At 67.6% G+C, this 16,411-nt stretch carries 15 protein-coding genes; 4 read left to right on the top strand and 11 right to left on the bottom strand.

What is annotated here, in order from left to right; genetic code table 11:
• Window positions 1–10 precede the first annotated feature (10 nt).
• The 3 genes from QM582_RS08355 to QM582_RS08345 are packed head-to-tail and all read right to left on the bottom strand — an operon-like array spanning window position 11 to window position 3,167.
• Complete coding sequence (locus QM582_RS08355) at window positions 11–919, bottom strand: carbohydrate ABC transporter permease (RefSeq protein ID WP_415083463.1); 909 nt, start codon at window positions 917–919, stop codon at window positions 11–13.
• Window positions 919–1,833 carry a carbohydrate ABC transporter permease gene (locus QM582_RS08350; protein ID WP_415083462.1) on the bottom strand — a complete coding sequence of 305 codons (915 nt, stop codon included), beginning with the start codon at window positions 1,831–1,833 and terminating at the stop codon, window positions 919–921. The genes QM582_RS08355 and QM582_RS08350 overlap by 1 nt, the downstream gene beginning before the upstream one ends.
• Window positions 1,830–3,167 (bottom strand): ABC transporter substrate-binding protein, encoded by a 1,338-nt coding sequence (locus QM582_RS08345; protein WP_415083461.1) that lies wholly within the window; start codon window positions 3,165–3,167, stop codon window positions 1,830–1,832. Before QM582_RS08345 ends, QM582_RS08350 begins: the two co-directional genes overlap by 4 nt.
• Window positions 3,168–3,332: 165 nt before the next feature.
• Here QM582_RS08345 and QM582_RS08340 point away from each other — a divergent pair, with 165 nt between their 5' ends.
• Entirely contained in the window at window positions 3,333–3,962 is a 630-nt protein-coding gene (locus QM582_RS08340; protein WP_415083460.1) for a TetR/AcrR family transcriptional regulator, read from the top strand.
• 15 nt (window positions 3,963–3,977) lie between these two features.
• Here QM582_RS08340 and QM582_RS08335 read toward each other — a convergent pair whose 3' ends face one another.
• Window positions 3,978–5,561, bottom strand: coding sequence for a DUF4240 domain-containing protein (locus QM582_RS08335; RefSeq protein ID WP_415083458.1), 1,584 nt, complete (start codon window positions 5,559–5,561; stop codon window positions 3,978–3,980).
• A gap of 445 nt (window positions 5,562–6,006) precedes the next feature.
• Between QM582_RS08335 and QM582_RS08330 the strand changes: the two genes are divergently transcribed.
• A complete protein-coding gene (locus tag QM582_RS08330; protein WP_415083456.1) occupies window positions 6,007–6,288 on the top strand; it encodes a hypothetical protein in 282 nt (93 codons plus the stop codon).
• Window positions 6,289–6,437: 149 nt separating this feature from the next.
• Here QM582_RS08330 and QM582_RS08325 read toward each other — a convergent pair whose 3' ends face one another.
• From QM582_RS08325 to QM582_RS08310, 4 genes are all read right to left on the bottom strand, one after another.
• Window positions 6,438–7,130 carry a hypothetical protein gene (locus QM582_RS08325; protein ID WP_415083455.1) on the bottom strand — a complete coding sequence of 231 codons (693 nt, stop codon included), beginning with the start codon at window positions 7,128–7,130 and terminating at the stop codon, window positions 6,438–6,440.
• A gap of 118 nt (window positions 7,131–7,248) precedes the next feature.
• Window positions 7,249–7,953: a hypothetical protein gene (locus QM582_RS08320; RefSeq protein WP_415083453.1), complete on the bottom strand. Its 705-nt coding sequence runs from the start codon at window positions 7,951–7,953 to the stop codon at window positions 7,249–7,251.
• Window positions 7,954–8,017: 64 nt separating this feature from the next.
• The gene (locus tag QM582_RS08315; RefSeq protein ID WP_415083451.1) at window positions 8,018–9,064 is read right to left on the bottom strand and encodes an alpha/beta hydrolase; all 1,047 of its coding nucleotides are present in this window, start codon (window positions 9,062–9,064) and stop codon (window positions 8,018–8,020) included.
• Window positions 9,061–9,627, bottom strand: coding sequence for a PadR family transcriptional regulator (locus QM582_RS08310; protein ID WP_415083449.1), 567 nt, complete (start codon window positions 9,625–9,627; stop codon window positions 9,061–9,063). The genes QM582_RS08315 and QM582_RS08310 overlap by 4 nt, the downstream gene beginning before the upstream one ends.
• A gap of 164 nt (window positions 9,628–9,791) precedes the next feature.
• Between QM582_RS08310 and QM582_RS08305 the strand changes: the two genes are divergently transcribed.
• Together QM582_RS08305 and QM582_RS08300 are read left to right on the top strand one after the other, a co-directional pair.
• Window positions 9,792–10,637: a DUF3097 domain-containing protein gene (locus QM582_RS08305; RefSeq protein ID WP_415083447.1), complete on the top strand. Its 846-nt coding sequence runs from the start codon at window positions 9,792–9,794 to the stop codon at window positions 10,635–10,637.
• Entirely contained in the window at window positions 10,637–11,449 is an 813-nt protein-coding gene (locus QM582_RS08300) for an inositol monophosphatase family protein (RefSeq protein ID WP_415083445.1), read from the top strand. Before QM582_RS08305 ends, QM582_RS08300 begins: the two co-directional genes overlap by 1 nt.
• A 13-nt stretch (window positions 11,450–11,462) precedes the next feature.
• On the opposite strand, the gene QM582_RS08295 is transcribed toward QM582_RS08300, so the two are convergent.
• From QM582_RS08295 to QM582_RS08285, 3 genes are all read right to left on the bottom strand, one after another.
• Window positions 11,463–14,114, bottom strand: a complete 2,652-nt coding sequence (locus QM582_RS08295) for a DEAD/DEAH box helicase (protein ID WP_415083444.1) — start codon at window positions 14,112–14,114, stop codon at window positions 11,463–11,465.
• A 297-nt stretch (window positions 14,115–14,411) separates the two neighbouring features.
• Window positions 14,412–15,248, bottom strand: a complete 837-nt coding sequence (locus QM582_RS08290; protein WP_415083442.1) for an MBL fold metallo-hydrolase — start codon at window positions 15,246–15,248, stop codon at window positions 14,412–14,414.
• Between the two features lie 9 nt (window positions 15,249–15,257).
• Window positions 15,258–16,241, bottom strand: coding sequence for a phosphotransferase enzyme family protein (locus tag QM582_RS08285; protein WP_415083440.1), 984 nt, complete (start codon window positions 16,239–16,241; stop codon window positions 15,258–15,260).
• Window positions 16,242–16,411: the final 170 nt, after the last annotated feature.

The following is a 16,411-nucleotide window of genomic DNA, read 5'->3' as shown; positions in this document are numbered from 1 at the left end:
TAGTGCGGAATTACTTCACCGAGCCTTCCGTGAGCCCACCGCGCCAGAAGCGCTGCAGGACGATCATGGCGATTGCCAGCGGGATCACCGACAACAGGACGCCGCCGGTGGTCAACTCGTAGAACTCCGGCAACCGGTCGACCTGGCCGAGCCAGTTGTTCAGGCCCAGGGTGATCGGGTAGAGGTTCGAGTCGGCCAGCATGACCAGCGGCAGGAAGTAATTATTCCAGATGCCGATCAACTGGAAGAGGAAGACCGTCACCAGCGCCGGGGTGAGGATGTTCAACCCGACGGTGTGGAAGATCCGCAGCTCGCTGGCGCCGTCCAGCCGGGCCGCCTCGAGCAGCGCGTCGTCCACCGTGGCGGTGGCGTAGATGCGGCACAGGAACAGCCCGAACGGCGAGACCAGGGACGGGATCAGCACGCTCCAGTAGGTGTTGGCCAGCCCCAGCTGGCTGAACAGCAGGAACAGCGGCAGCGCCGTGGCGGTGCCCGGCACCAGCACGCCGCCCAGGATGATCCCGAAGATCAGGTTGTTCCCCTTGAACTTGTACTTGGCCAGCGCATAGCCGCCGGCCGCCGCCAGATAGGTGGCCAACAGCGCGCCGACCACCGCGTACAGGATCGAGTTGGCGAACCAGCGGACGAAGATGCCGTTGTCGTAGGTGACGACCTGGACGATGTTGTCCCAGAGCGCGAAGTGCGGCGCGAACCAGAAGCCGAAGGTGGCGAACAGATCCTCGTTGGTCTTCGACGCGGCCACCAGCACCCAGTAGACCGGGACGATGAAGTACAGCGCCACCAGGGTCAGGATGCCGGTCACCAGGATCGTCATGCCGGTGGACTGGCCGGCGGAGCGATTGGCGTGGTTGGCGGATTCCTTCTTCGCCTTCGTGGGCTTCGCAGTCGTGGTGGTCATCAGCTCTCCCGGTTGGTGAGGCGGAGGAATAGGAACGAGAGGACGAACGCGACCACCGCGATCAGCACCGCCTGCGCTGCGGCGACGTTGTAGTCGTTGTAGGCGAATGCTGTGGTGAAGGCGGAGAGGTTGGGGGTGTACTGGCTGTCGATCGCCGGCGCCACCTTGGTCAGCACCTGTGGCTCGGCGAAGAGTTGCAGGGTGCCGATGATCGAGAACACGGTGGTCAGCACCAGCGCCGGGGCGATCAGTGGGATCTGGATCCGCCAGGCGATCTGCATCGGGGTGGCGCCGTCCACTCGGGCGGCCTCGTACAGCTCGTTCGGGATCGCCTTGAGCTGCGCGATGATGATCAGCATGTTGTAGCCGGCGTAGCTCCAGGTGACGATGTTGGCGATCGACCACAGCACCGCGCCCTGGCCCAGGAAGTCGGCGTTGATCCCCATCATCTTCGCCACGTCGATGATCGGGCTCAGGCCGGGCACGTAGAGGAACGACCACAGGATGGTCGCGATGACGCCGGGAACGCCGTACGGCATGAAGTACGCCGCCCGGAAAAGCCCCGGCCATTTCGCCGACGCCGATTCCAGCAGCAGTGCCAGAATCGTCGCGGCGATGATCATCACCGGCACCTGCACGACGCCGAACAGCAGCATCCGTCCGATCGAGGCGATGAAGTTGCCGTCGCCGATCGCCTGTGCGTAGTTGTCGAAGCCGGCGAAACCGCTGGTCACGCCGCCTTCGCCGAAGAGCCCGGCGCGGCTCACCTTGGTGAAGCTGGAGCCGACGGCGGTGATGATCGGCAAGATGAAGGTGAGGATGAAGAGCACCAGGAAGGGTGCCAGCAGAATCCAGGGCGCGCGTTTCGCGGCGGCGTTGGGCCCGCCCCGCCGGCTCGGAGATGCGGTGGTCATGCCTGCCCCTTTCGGATGCTCAGACCCTTGTTCCGGAAGGCCTGCAGGATCAGCTTCTCGGCGTCGGCGACGGCGTCCACCAAGGTGTCGCCGTTGGCCTTACGGCGGAATCCGTCGGCCAGGATGTTGAACGACTGCTGGGTGATCGGCCACCACTTCCAGTCGGCGTTCTGTTCGGCCGCGGCCGGCACGAAGATCTCTTCGTTGTAGTTCTGACCGCTGAAGAAGGCGGACGGCTGCTGCCGCTGGGCGCCGATGTAGTCGGCGGCCGGCGACCAGCCGATACCGCTGTTCTCGATCATCGCGTCCACGCCGGCATGCGAGCTGTTCAACCAGACCGCGAACTCCAGCGCCTCCTTCGGGTGCTTGCTGCTGGCCAGCACCGCGGTGGTGGAGCCGCCCCAGTAGCTGGAGCCGAAGCCGGTGTCCCAGCGCGGCATCGGGGCGACCCGCCACTTGCCGGAGCCGTTCGCCACGCCCTCGATCAGGGCGTCGGCCCAACTGGCCCCGGTCAGGGCGGCGATGCCGCCGTTGGCGCAGGCCGCGAACCAGGCGGGGGAGAAGGCGGTGAACTCGGTGGTCACCACGCCCGCGTCGATGGCCTTGTCGAAGAACCGGGCGACCTTCATGGTGGCGTCGTCGGTCATGTTGATCACCCAGCCGTCCTCGCCCGGGGTGAGCCATTCGGCGCCGGCCTGGGTGGCCACCGCGCAGAAGAAGCTGGCATCCGAGAGCGGGAAGCACTCCAGGTACGAGCCGGCCTTGCGGACCTCGGTGGAGACGGTGAGCCAGTCGTCCCAGGTCTTCGGCGGGGTGGCGCCGACCTTGTCGAGAAGTTCCGGCTGGTAATAGAACGCCATCGGACCGGAGTCCTGCGGAATGCCGTACACGCCGCCGGTGAAACTGACCTGGCTCCACAGCGTCTTGTCGAATTTGGCGGCGTGTTCGGCGGCGCCGTACCGGTTGAGGTCGACCAGGCCGTTGACCAGCATGAACTCGGGGATGGTGCGCATCTCGATCTGGCCCATGTCGGGGCCGCCGCCGGCGGCCAGCGCCGAGTACATCTTCTGGTAGCCGCCACCGTTGCCGCCCGGAATCCAGACGGCCTCCACGTGGATGTCGGGGTGTTGGGCGTTCCAGACGTCCGCCACCTTCTGCAGATCTTTCAGCCAGGCCCAGTAGGTCAGGGTGATCTTCTCGCCGGGTGCCTTCGCCGGAATCACCGGGCGGGAGTTGATCGAGGTCGTGCCGGGGGTGGCACAGCCACCCAGGATTCCAGCCGCGGCCGTGCCGAGCCCCATGCCGAGCAGCCGGCGTCGCGTGAGCGTTCGCATGTGCCTCCACATCATCGTGAGGTAAGGGGTCCCGGGTCAGAGCGCCCGAGGTGGAGGGAACCTAACATAAAAATCGAGTAATGACTCGAATTTTGTTGTCGGTTCTCGGTATCGGGGACGGCGCACCGGCTGTCGGAGGAGAGCGGCACCAGTAGAATCCGTGCGGTGAAACCCCAAGCCGCCGAGCGCTCACCGAACGCGGACCGGCGTCGGCGCGGACCGTACGCGAAGTCGGCGCGGCGCCGCCGCGAGATCGTGGACGCCGCCTTCGAGGTGTTCGCGGCCCGGGGCTACCAGGGCGGCTCGCTGCAGGAGGTCGCCGACCGGATCGGGCTGAGCCAGACCGGGATCCTGCACTACTTCCCGTCCAAGCGCGATCTGCTGATCGCCGTGCTGGCCAAGCGCGACCAGATGGCCGAGGTGAGCCCCTCGGACGACGGCGCCAGCCCCGGCCTGGTCGCCGAGGTGCTCGACCAGGCCCGGCACAACGAGAGCGTCCCCGGGCTGATCGAGCTGTACACGGTGCTGTGCGGCGAATCGGTCACCGAGACCTACCCCGACCGGGAGTACTTCGTCGACCGCTTCCGGCGGCTGCGCGCCTCCTACGCCCGCAAGCTGCGCGAGCTGGCGGCGCAAGGGCGGGTGCGGGACGACGTGGACATCGACCGGGCGGCGGCGTCCCTGGTGGCGCTGTGGGACGGCATCCAGGCGCAGTGGCTGCTGGACCGGGAAGGAACCGACGTGGTCGGCTGCCTGCGGGACTACCTGGACAGCATCCTGGTTCCCGCGGGCTGAGCGGACGGGCTGAACTCAGCCATGTCGCTCCTGGGGTGGCCACGGAGTCAACGGACCGCACGCTGAGTTGTATGCGCCGGTTGGTTCAGAGGGCAACCGGTCCGGGAACTCGCTACCGAGCGTCTGCTCATAGACGAGCTTCAGGTCTCCGACCACGTCCTCGACCTGATCCAGGTGGACGAGGTCCAGCTCGGAGAGACTCCGAGGGCTATGAGCGATGGAGTTGAACACTTCTCGCCCGTGCAGGACGACCCATCCGCGTACGTCGTCGAAAACGTCTGGGGATACGAATCCGATCGCTTCAGTCGCCGCCTCAAGCAGCGGCTGCTGGTAGAGAGCCGCGTCGCATTGTGCCCACCACTGGCCGAATGCCAGCATGGAAGCCGGGGTCAGGCCGGCCACCAGAGTCGAGAGTGCGAATCCAACGGCCGCTATCGAGTCATCGGTGGCAGCAGCCCGAGCATCCTGGAGCAAAGACCAGTAGTCGCCCTCCGGTTCGGTCGAGTTCGAGCCGCTGGCGGACACGTCCGTGAGCAGGTCGAACACCTGTCGAGCTGGTCGAATCGTCGACGCGTTGACCTGAACGCGGCCGTCTGTCAGCCATCTGTAACCAACTCCCGGTTCCAAGCCAACAAAGTCCTCGGCGTCCCCGAATGTGCTCTGCCAGGCTGCGGACGATCGCCCGCCGGGAGCTTCGACGACCGGTCGAAATCTCCCGCCGGTGGGGTTTGAAGCGAACTCCACGTACAGCTTGTGCGGATGGCCGTCTCGACGCAGCGGTGCGGTGGTCAGGAACATGCTGTAGTGGGCCCGCCGCCAATGCTCGCCCAACGCGTCGGCTAGAGCACCGAGACTGTGCGAATGATGGGATCCTCGAAGTCTCAACGCTTCGCGAAAGTCCGCCGCCACCCTGGCTGCGAGTGACTCGGGCTCCAGCAGGGACGCACCCGCTGCCGGGACAGCGTAGGCACGATCCCATTGTCGGGGGACCACGCGTGCTGTATGGCTGCTTGGTAGCAACTCCAGCGTCGGCCATGAAGACAGCACCTGGCGTTCTGCGAGCAAGGGCAGAGCAAGATCGCCCAGGGCGCTGGCTGCCCGCGCGTAGGCGCCGACGTCAGCGTCAGGGTGCCACCGACCTGCGGCTCCGCGGCGCGGTACGCAGGACAACGCCAGCAATGGAACGTCCGGTACAGGATCGCGGAGCGTCTGAACCGACGTCAGTTCGGAGAGTTGATCCTGTATGGCCACGGCGATCCATCGCCTCAGGGTCGCCTGCAGTGCTGTGTCGTCAGCCAGAAACTGAACGACCGTTGGCAGGTGTATGCGCAGGTCGACAACCGATCGACCCCCAAGAACCCGCCTCTTCTTGCGCCACGGGGTCGACTGGGGTCCGAATTTGATCTCGAAGCGGTAAGCGTCGCTATCGGTTGGGTTCGAAGCCTCGACGATCGCCTCAAAGAGCGGAGTCAGCTGCCGTTCTGCTCTCTCAATTCGGCGCCGCATATCACGAGTCGCTTTGTGTCGTCGCCACACCCCGCCGAGATGGTATCCACGAGGCTCAACTACCTCGAAGGTCAGTGCGTCGAGTCTCTCCACTGGTCGAGCCTAGTCGCACGGTCTGCCGTGACGCTGGGGTGCGTTATCGAAGGTTGCGCAGGCACTGGCGCAGGTCACCCTCCATGTCGGCGTCGGCAACCGACCCTTCGGCACGTCGCCGCCGCGAGCAAGAGTGGGATCGCGACGGCTATGAGGCGCGACGTGGGTAGCCGATTCTCGGCACGACGCCTCCTTGACGGCCGATGCTGACGCCCACGGGCCACCGCAGGCCCATCGGGATTCCCCACCATCTCCAGCTACGGTCCGTCCCCGTGAGGATCGCGCAGGTCAACACGGGGATCGTCAGGTACCACCACTCCCACACGAGTTCACGCCCTATGCCGAGCCAATCCGGACGTCCATGTGCTTGGGGGTCGAGTGTCAGTTCGATCGAACTGGCGGTGAGTACCACCTCAAGGGCGGCCGTAGACTAGCGAAACACTCGATGACGGTCCCAGTCGAAGTCTCGAACCTGGCTGTTCACTTCGGTCGGCGCAGCCACAAGATCGGTGTCGTCCATCGTGATCTGAACAACACCGCCGAAGCGGATGCTGAAGAAACTCCAAGTCGCTCCGGGCGGCGGAATAGGCCATTTGGTGGCCTAGTGGCCGCAGAGGCGCACGGCTGGTTGCGCGGGGAGGACGACGACAGCGATGCAATCGGTCTGGTGAAGAGTCACCCTGCAGCCATCCGTGGTGTCGAACTCGTACAGGCTCTGCGGACCTGACACCGCAACGCCGGTCGGACGAAAATTGACGAAACGAGCGGGCGGTGGCTGAGGGGCGACTTCACTAGGTACCTTCCAGCCACGAGTCGTTCACGGTGCAGCAAGTCTGAGGCTTCAGGCGGGGGTTCAGGTTACCCGAAGCGCGGGTGCTATGCGTGCGCACTACGGCTCCGTCCATTGGGAACCCATCGTCTTGCGGAGTGGACTCCGCCGACGAACAAGTGGTCGGCATCCGGTGCCAAAGAGACGCCGTCGATGGACCTCAACTCAGGACAGTCATGAATATACAGGCGGCCGAGCGGTGGTGCCGCTGCAAACGCCCTCAAGTCTGTCATGCCACGAATATTCTCCAACTGAAGGTAGCGCAATCCTCCAACGCCGTCGAACTGTAGGGCGCTGTTCCAGTGTTTGATGCCCGAGATGCTCAGATCGTGAACTGATTCCGGAATGAAGGAAGGCAGCTGTTGCGGGTTGTCCAGCCGGAGGTCTTCCACGTGTGGCAGCGCCTGAACGGTGGTGCAGAACTCGGTGGTGATTCGGTCGACGTGGAGTCGCCTTATGGTGCACTGGCTACTATCTGTGAGTCTGACCTGGACGGCTGGGCCGACGGAGAGATCCTGGAGTGCCGGCATGTTGCTCAGGTCGGCACTCCACGTATGACGACGACCCGTGGACGTCGGCCATAGAGCCAGACGTCGAAGCCGAGGCAGTGACGAGACCGCGCTGATGTCGTCGACGAACGCGGTAACGGTGAGGTCCACGAGCCAGTCGGCCTGGCTCTTGAGGAACTCGAGGTCGGCGAAATCGCCCTCGAGTACGTGCACCGAGGCGTGCTTGCGCATGCTCCACGATGCACCCGGTGCACGTCTGAGTACGCGCGTCCTCACAAGCCTGCCGCCTCTCGTCCGTCGGTGTGGAATGTGTCGAAGAACCTCGGCGACTCCACGTCGCCGAGTTCCCTCATCCCCTTGTCCGCCCAGGAAAGTAGACGTTCATGATCCGTTGCTCTTCGGACGGATCATCAATCCACCATACATCGAGATCGTTCAGAACCGAGTTCAACTGATCTTCCTCATCGACCGCAAAATCATAGCCCGGGGGGTCAGGTGGTGCCCAGGAGTCGCCGGAGAACTCAATGAGGAAACCGCCCGGGCGTCTCCGCCAGTCCACTAGGGGCGAGATCAGAACATAGCAACCGTGATAGGTCGGGCCGTGGCAAGTGCCGACCCGGAAAACCAGATCCTTCCAAGCCAACGGTTCAGCACACCTTTTCCCCCACATGGCTTCGAGCGCACGCTGCTTTCTTCGAGCCCCCCATGCAAAGTAGGTGGCCGTGGAGAACAGTGTCACGGCACGACCAGGGATCACGATCTCCACAGCATAGCCATCAAGCCACGTGAACGGCACCCCAGTGACTCTGATCTCACTGATGCTTCGCCACGGAATGACGCCCCTCCCGAACACCCATACGCCGCGCCGTGACGCTAAGGAAACGCTCGGCAGAACTCCGAAGAAGAATGTCAATCCGGCCGCACCCAACATCAGTATCGCCATGAATATCGCGCCCACATCGGGTGCGTCGGTGAGGAGGGCGGCGAAAAGGAACAGCCACGTTAGAAGAAGCAGCACGGCGACCGCCAGCCAGATCGTCCCGAATACTCGCACAGCGCCACCTCCTTCCCCTGGCTCCAAAATCGTGGAGATTCCACGTCCTGATGCTCGGTGCCGCTCAGGTCGGCGGACCCGGGCTCAGCGTACGTGCCAGGAAGTCTGCTTGCCGCTGGGCATTCTCCGCGTGAGCCGGGCCCGTGTAGAGACCGAAGTGGCCGCAGTCGTAGGAGCTGAGCTCACTGCCCGGCAATCGTCGATGGGCTTCCTGGATGAACGCGCTGGGCACCATGTCGTCGTGCTGGGCCGCGACGAAGAGGACGTGGCAGCGCACCGTGGCAAGCTCGTCCATCGGCACCACCTCGTCGAGCGTCGCGAGGCCGCGGGCCAGCATGCGGTTCTCCCACCCGCCCAGTGGCGGCTTCGGTAGCCGGCGCCAGAAGTCGGAGCCGAGCGGTCCGTGGAAGTCCCTGACGCTGGGGTTCTCGAAGCTCGGTGCGAAGACCCACTCGCCGGGGCGCCCGAAGAGCGGAACGTACAGTGGCGGGAGGATCCGCAGCATGTCGAGCACCGCGCAGCAGACGAAACGCGCCAGCGCGAACCCGCGCGGCTGCAGGTGCTCGGGTGTCTTCAGGTGCGGGCATTGCGCCACCACGGCACGCGCGCCCGGGTTACGCGCCGCCGTGACCAGGACGTTGCCGCCCGAGAAGCTCGACCCCCACAGTGCGATCCGGGCGGCGTCCACGTCGACGAGACCGCTCCGGACGAATTCCATCGCGGCGGCGTAGTCCTCGCGGTGGCGTGGCGGCGCGACCCAGTGCCGTGGCGTCCCGTCCGAGCCGCCGAAGCATCGATAGTCGAAGGCGAGAACGGCGAGCCCGCGCGCCACGAACGCCCAGGCGAACGGTTCGAGAAACCCGTCCTTGGTGCCGCCGAGGCCGGGCGCCATGATCACCACGGGCGGTCTGGTCGTCCCGACCGGCTGGAACAGCCAGCCCTCCAGGCGGGTTCCGTCGACGGCGGGGAAGTGGACGGTGCGCACCGTTCCGCAGTCGCGCGACTCGTCCGGACGTCCGGTGGACGGCACCCAGGCGAACCGGGACCGTCGCCACAGCCACACCCAGGTCGCCGCGAACGCCAGCGCCGCGATGGCGGCAGCGGTGATCATCGTGGGTCCCGATCGGGCGGACGCCGCTGTGGCGCGAGCTCTCGCCGGGCCTTCTCGACCCATCCGAGTTCCGCGTCGCACCAGGCCAGGCCGTGCTCGATCGACAGCCTCCACAACGTCGCCTCGCGTTCGGAGCGCGCCAGGGCAAAGATCGCCTCCATGGTGAGCCGGCTGGCGTAGTCGGCCCGGGTGGTGGCGACCTCTTCCCCGTAGCGGGCGAGGATGTCGTCCAGGACTTGCGGCTCGACCTCGGCGGCGAAGACGAGTTTGAGCAGCAGCGGATGGCGCATCCGGGCGGGCTCGACGGGCGCCTCGAGCCAGGCCTCCAGTTCGGCCTCGCCGCGTCGCGCCAGCGAGTACACGATGCGATCGGGCTTGCCGTCGCCGGCCTCCCGGATGCCGACGATCAACTCGTCGCGCTCCAGGGTGTGCAGTTCCCGGTAGATCTGGCTCTGCGTGACGCTCCAGAACGAACCGGCGGAGCCCTCGAAGCGCTTGCGGAGCAGGTAACCGCTCATCGGCTCGATGTGCAGGAAGCCGAGGATGGCGGCGCGAAGTGACATGTGAGATATATATCACATGTGTCATATGGGTGTCGGGGTTGCGCACGCCGCGGGGAGCGTTTGTCGGCCAAGGCTTGTCGCCGGCGGTGCGGTCTGTGCGGAATCGTCGCCCAGACCCGGCGTCGGTCAGCCGGAGAGTGGGTGGGGATCGCTAGGGTCGAAGCGTGAGCCGATACCCACGAGACGTCCTGGCACCCGGCTGGCAGCGGGCCGGGAAGCCGACCACCACCGAGATCCCCGCCCAGTACGGCATGGTGCTGGAAGACCCGACCTCCGGCTTCGTCGGAGCCATCGTCAAGATCGAGAACGGCCTGGTCGTGCTGGAGGACCGGCGCGGCAAGCGCCGGAGCTTCCCGCTCGGCCCCGGGTTCTGGCTGGAGGGGAAGCCGGTCGCCGTCATCGCGCCCAAGCGGCAGCCGAACGGACGCCCCACGCACACGGCGTCCGGCTCGCGGGCGAGCGCGACCCGCACCCCGGCCAAGGTGGCGTTGCCCAGCCGGATCTACGTCGAGGGCCGGCACGACGCCGAACTGGTCGAGAAGGTGTGGGGCGACGACCTGCGGCACGTCGGCGTGGTGGTCGAGTACCTGGGCGGCATCGACGACCTGCCGGCGATCGTCGCCGAGTTCGCGCCGCAGCAGGGCCGCCGGCTCGGCGTGCTGGTCGATCATCTGGTGCCCGGCTCGAAGGAGTCCCGCATCGTGGAGCAGGTGACCGGCCCGTGGGTGTTCGTCACCGGTCACCGGTTCGTCGACATCTGGACGGCGGTGAAGCCGTCCGTGCTCGGGTTGCAGGCATGGCCGGACGTGCCCCGCGGCCAGGACTACAAGGAGGGGCTGTGCCGGGCGCTGGGGTGGCCGGCCCGCACCCAGACCGACATCGCCAACGCCTGGCGGCACATCCGCTCCAAGGTGACCTCGTGGCGCGACCTCGACCCGGCGCTGCTGACCGAGGTGGAGAAGTTGATCGACTTCGTCACCGCCGACCACGCCGACACCCTGGAGCCGTGATGACCGGCGCTGCGATGGACACCTCCGCGATGAGCACCGACGCGGTTACCGCTGCGATCCGGGCGGTGACCGACGCCGAGATCCTGCCCCGGTTTCGGTCGCTGGCCGACGACGAGATCATCGAGAAGCGTCCCGGGGACGTGGTCACGGTGGCCGACCGGCTCGCCGAGCAGGCGCTGACCCGCATCTTCCAGGCCGAGACTCCGGGCTGCCTGGTGGTCGGCGAGGAGGCCGTCTACGCCGACCCGGCACCGCTGAAGGCCTTGCCAACCGCCGAACTGGCCTGGGTGATCGACCCGGTGGACGGCACCCGCAACTTCGCCGACGGCAAACCCGACTTCGCCGTGATGGTCGCCGAGGTGCGGCACGGCGTGACCACCCGCGGCTGGATCTGGCAACCCGTCCACGACCGGATGTACATCGCCGAGCGCGGCGCCGGGGTCACCTGCAACGGCGTCCAGCTGAGCCCGCCGCCGATGGCCGACCCGATCGTCGGCGCGCTGCACGGCCGCTGGGGACGTCCCCGCGCGGGACTGCCCGAGGGCGTCCGGCTGGTCCAGCTCGCCGGCTGTTGCGGCGTGGACTACCCCGACGTGGTCGAGGGCCGGCGCGCCTTCGTCGGCTACTGGTCGATGCACCCCTGGGACCACCTGCCCGGCGCACTGATGGTGGAGGAGCTGGGCGGCCGAGTCGCCACCACAGCCGGACGCCGCTACGCCGCCGGCGTCACCGGACGCTTCCTGCTCGCCGCCCAGTCGCCGGATACCTGGGAACTGGCCGCCGGCCTGGCGAAGGACCAGTTCGCCCGCTGAGTGCGGGCCGGCCTCAGCCGTCCAGCCGGTGCAGTGCGGTGGTCGCGAGCACCAGCTCGCCCACCTGGTCGGACGCGTCGCAGTCGACCACGGCGTCCAGCACCCAGTCGCGGTTGTCGTCGGGGTCGCGGACGATCTGCCGGGCATCCCTCACGCGGGCGGACGTCCCTTCCGGCGCGCCGGCCGGCTCGCCGCGGCGCTCCTCGCCGATCACCACGTAGGACGGTCCGCGAGCGTCGCCGTCCAGCAGCATCTCGTCGTGTTCGGCGTAGTAGTCCTCGAGTGCGGCGTCCCACTGCCGGCGTCCCATCACGATCTCGCGGGCCGGCTCGGTGCGTTCGGACGCCTCCCGCTCCAGCCGCACGAGGGCGGCCAGGTCGTCGCGGGCGCAGGCGGCCAGTCGGGCCCAGAGCGCGTTGCGGATCAGCACCTCGAAGCTGCGGCCCTGCTTCGACAGCGGACGCGGCGGCGCCGGCGCGGTGTGGTCGATCACGTCGCGGGGCGCATGCTCGGGATCCATCAGCGCCGCCCACTCGTCCAACAGCGACGAGTCGGTCTGCCGGATCGTCTCACCCAGCCACTCGACGATGTCGTCCAGGCCGGGGCTGCGGTGGGTCTCGGGGACGGTGTGCTGCAGGGTGCGGTAGGCGTCGGTGAGGTAGCGCAGTAACACGCCCTCGCTGCGGGCCACCTGGTAGCGGCCGACCAGGCCGGTGAAGCTCATCGCCTGCTCCCACATCTCGCGGACCACCGACTTGGGCGCCAGGGCGTCCGGACGCAGCCACGGGTGGGACTGCCGGTAGGTCTCGTAGGCGGCTTCCAGCAGTTCGGCCAGCGGCTTGGGCCAGCTGATCGACTCGATGATCGCCATCCGCTCCTCGTAGTCCACGCCCTCGGCCTTGAGGCGTCCGATCTCCTCGCCGCGGGCGGCGTTCTGCTGCGCGAACAACAAGGTCATCGGCGCCTCCAGCACCGATTCGATCACCGACAGCACGTCGAGGGGGTAGCTCTCCGCCTCCGGGTCGAGCAGGTCGAGGGCGGCCAGCGCGAAGTGGGCGAGCGGCTGGTTGAGCGCGAAGTCCGCCGGCAGGTCGACGGTCAGCAGGTAGCGGCGGCCGTGGGCGTCCGGGGCGTCCAGCCGGGTCACCACCCCGGAATGCACCAGCGAGCGGACCAGCCGCAACGCCCGGCGGACCAGCCGCAGCTGGGCGCGGCGATCTTCGTGGTTGTCGGTGAGCAGCCGGCGCAGCACGACGAAGGCATCCTCGTCGCGGCTGAGCACGTTGATCAGCATCGCGTTGTCGACCTTCATCCGGCTGACCAGGCGTTCCGGCTGCCCGGCGACCAAACGGTCGAAGGTCTGCTCACTCCACACGATGCTGCCGTCCGGGGCCTTCTTGAGTTGCGCCTTCGACTTCCGCTTGGCCAGCTTGGCCTCGCTCATCGCCGCGTTCTTGGCGGCCGCCTTCGCCTTGGCGCGCTCGTTGGCGATGACGTGCTCGGGCGCCTGGACGACCACATAGCCGGCGGTGTCGAAGCCGGCCCGACCGGCGCGTCCGGCGATCTGCAGGAACTCGCGGGTGCGCAGCACCCGCTGCCGGGAGCCGTCGAATTTCGCCAGCCCGGTGAACAGCACGGTGCGGATCGGCACGTTGATGCCGACGCCGAGGGTGTCGGTGCCGCAGATCACGCTGAGCCGGCCCTGCTGGGCGAGCTGCTCGACCAGTCGCCGGTATTTGGGCAGCATGCCCGCGTGGTGGACGCCGATGCCGGCCTTGAGCAGCTTGCTCAGCGTCTTGCCGAAGCCGGCGGCGAACCGGAAGCCGTGCAGCAGGTCGGTCTCGCCGTCGCCGATCGGACGCCGGGCGCCGGCGGAGCGCTTGCCGAAGCCGGCCGCCAGCAGCGTGGTGGCGTGTTCGACGGCGGCGGCCTGGGTGAAGTGGACGACGTAGACCGGTGCCTGGTGGGTCTCGACCAGTTCGTCGAGGGTCTCCTCCAGCGGGGTCATGGCGTAGCGGAAGCTGAGCGGCACCGGACGCTCCGCCTCGGCGACGATGGCGACCTCAGCTCCGGTGCGCCGGGTCAGGTCGGCGGCGATGCCGGACATGTCGCCCAGGGTGGCCGACATCAGCAGGAACTGGACACCGGTCAGCTCGATCAGCGGCACCTGCCAGGCCCAGCCCCGGTCGGGTTCGCCGTAGTAGTGGAACTCGTCCATCACGACCAGGCCGACGTCGGCGTCCGAGCCCTCGCGGAGCGCGATGTTGGCCAGCACCTCGGCGGTGCAGGCGATGATCGGGGCGCCTGCGTTGACCGCGGCGTCCCCGGTCAGCATGCCGACGTTGTCGGCGCCGAAGATCGCGACCAGTTCGAAGAACTTCTCGCTGACCAGGGCTTTCACTGGGGCGGTGTAGAACGACACCCGGTCGGTGGACAGCGCCGCATGGATCGCCGCCGTGGCCACCAGTGACTTCCCGGACCCGGTCGGGGTGGTCAGCACCACGTGCGAGCCGGCCAGCAACTCGATGATCGCCTCGTCCTGGTGCGGGTAGAGGCTCAGGCCGAGCCGCTCGGTGTAGTCGGTGAACGATGCGTAGAGCCGGTCGGCGGTCGCATCGTCGGCCGGGTCGACCCGGAGCGGACGGAGCAGGCGGGTCGTGTCCATAACCGTCCGAGTATCCCACTGCTGTCCGCCGGGACGGTTCTCAGCGTCCGCAGAACTGTCCCCACCCCTGCGAACCTCGAACCCCGGGGACGGTTCTCGTCGGTCGGGGACGGTTCTCGCTGGTTGGGGACGGTTCTCGTTGGTTGATTTTCGTACCTGAGGGACGGTTCTGGGCTCCGGACCGGGTGGAGAACCGTCCCCATTGATCGAAATTCGTCCCTTGAGAACCGTCCCCGGTGGTTGAGAACCGTCCCCGGTGGTTGAGAACCGTCCCCGGTGGTTGAGAACCGTCCCCGGTCAGAGCAGGCGGAGCTGGGTGCGGGGCACCTTGCCCTCGGCGGCGAGCTGGGCGTAGGCGATCGGCAGCACCGCGGCGATGGTGTCGTGGTCGAACGGCCAGTCGCCGGCGGCGAAGGCGTCCTCGGCCTTGACCCCCTGGCCGATCAGGTACTCGACCTGGCCGTAGACCGCGGAGATCTCGGCGCGCTGGGTGAAGGCGAAGACCCGGTCCACCGGATCGCCGTGCCCGGGCACCAGCAGCGTGTCCTCCTTGACCAGGCCGAGGATGCCGTCCAGGGCGGCCGGCCACTCCTTGAGGTGGCAGTCCGGGCCCATCGCCGGGGGAGCAGACTGCTCCAGCAGGTCGCCGGTGAAGATCAGCTGCGCATCGGGCACGATCGCCACCACATCCCCGGCGGTGTGGCCGCGTCCGAAGTGCACCAGCTCGACGTGCCGGTCGCCGAGATCGACCATCCGGGCCAGTGCCATCGGCCGGTTCGGTGGACGCAGCCGGTCGCGCGCGAAGCCCAGTTCGGCGGCCTCCTCGGTGACCTGGTCGGCGTCCAGCGCGGCGATCAGGCTCTCGTGACCGTAGGTCGGCAGGTCGTCGAACGCGGCCAGCCCGTAGTAGTGGTCGAAATGGCTGTGGGTGACCAGCACCGCGACCAGTGGGACGCCGGCCGTCGCCTCGGCCGCCTGCCGCAGCTCGGCGCCCTGATCGGGGGAGGAGCCGGTGTCGATCAGCAGCGCGCCGGTGGACCCGGCCACCAGGCCGATGTTCACCCCCGCGGGCTGGGCGACGGCGCGCCAAATGCCGGGCCGGAGCAGTTCGAACGGGGCCAGCGAGAATTGCACCGCGTCAGCCTACGCGGACTTGCCCTCGACCAGGTCGAGCATCGCCAACGACCAACGGTGGACGCCGTCCAGGTCGGCGGCGAAGGCGGGATTGACCTGCGCGGTGCCCGTGAACCACAGGTCGAAGGCCAGTTGGCGCAGCGCGATGTAGTCGTCCAGCAGCGTGACGTCGATGGAACGTCGGGACCGGTAGCCGGCCAGCAGAGCGTCGCGGAAGGCGGGGTAGCGGTCACCGTCGCGCAACTCCCACAGCGCGACCGCGAGATCGTAGAGCCGGGGGCCGGTGCCGCAGTCGTCGAAGTCGATCAGTTTCACCCGGCCGGCCTCGAACACGGCGTTGCCCAGGTGCAGATCGGCATGGATCAGCCCGACATCGGGGTCGTCGGCCAGCACACCGGTCATCCGCTGGGCGACCGCGTCGAAGCGGCGCCGCAACTCGGCGGGCAGCAACTCCCAGCACTGCGCCGCGGGGGTCTCGCCGTAGACCATCACATCGCCGAGGAAGGCGGGGGCGTCCCAGTTGATCCGGGTGAATCCGGACGGCGGCGTCCACGAGTCGGCCTGGTCGTGCAGCGTCGCCATCGCCTCACCCAGCAGCCGCAGATGCACCGGGACGGGCGACGACTCACGGATCCGGCCGTCCATCCAGCGCAGCACCGAACAGGTCCGGGTCATCCCGGCCGCGGACGCCTGCACGGCGGCGGCACCGTCGGTAGTGCGCTGGGCCTGCGGCACCTCCAGGTCGGTCTGTGCCCGCAACGCGTCCAGCCAGGCGATCTCGGACGCCACGGCGGCCGCGGTGTCCGAGCCGCGGCCGTGCCGCTCCGGGCGGTGCACCCGGACCAGGAAGCTCCCGGCCGCACAACTCAACCGGAAGGTGGTGTTCTCGCCATGGCTGACGAATCGCAGGCCGCCCTGCGGCAGGTCGTAGTGACGCAGCGCGTCGACGGCAACGCGCCGCAGCCGCGCGATCTGGGCCCGACGGGAGATCACGCGCCCACTGTGGACCTCGCACCGCAGCCTGGCAAGGCTTCCCGTCCTTGCGCTCGCCTAACTATTTGGGGCTCGCTGAACTCAGCGAGCCCCAAATAGTTAGGCGAGCGCAAGGACGGGAAGCCTTGCCAGGCTGCGGTGCGAGGTCCACAGTGGGCGCGTGATCTCCC

The organism is Micropruina sp. (genome assembly GCF_047607385.1).
Classification (GTDB): Bacteria; Actinomycetota; Actinomycetes; order Propionibacteriales; family Propionibacteriaceae; genus Micropruina.
Note: the sequence above shows the minus strand (reverse complement) of the source record. Positions and strands in the feature narration are given on the sequence as shown.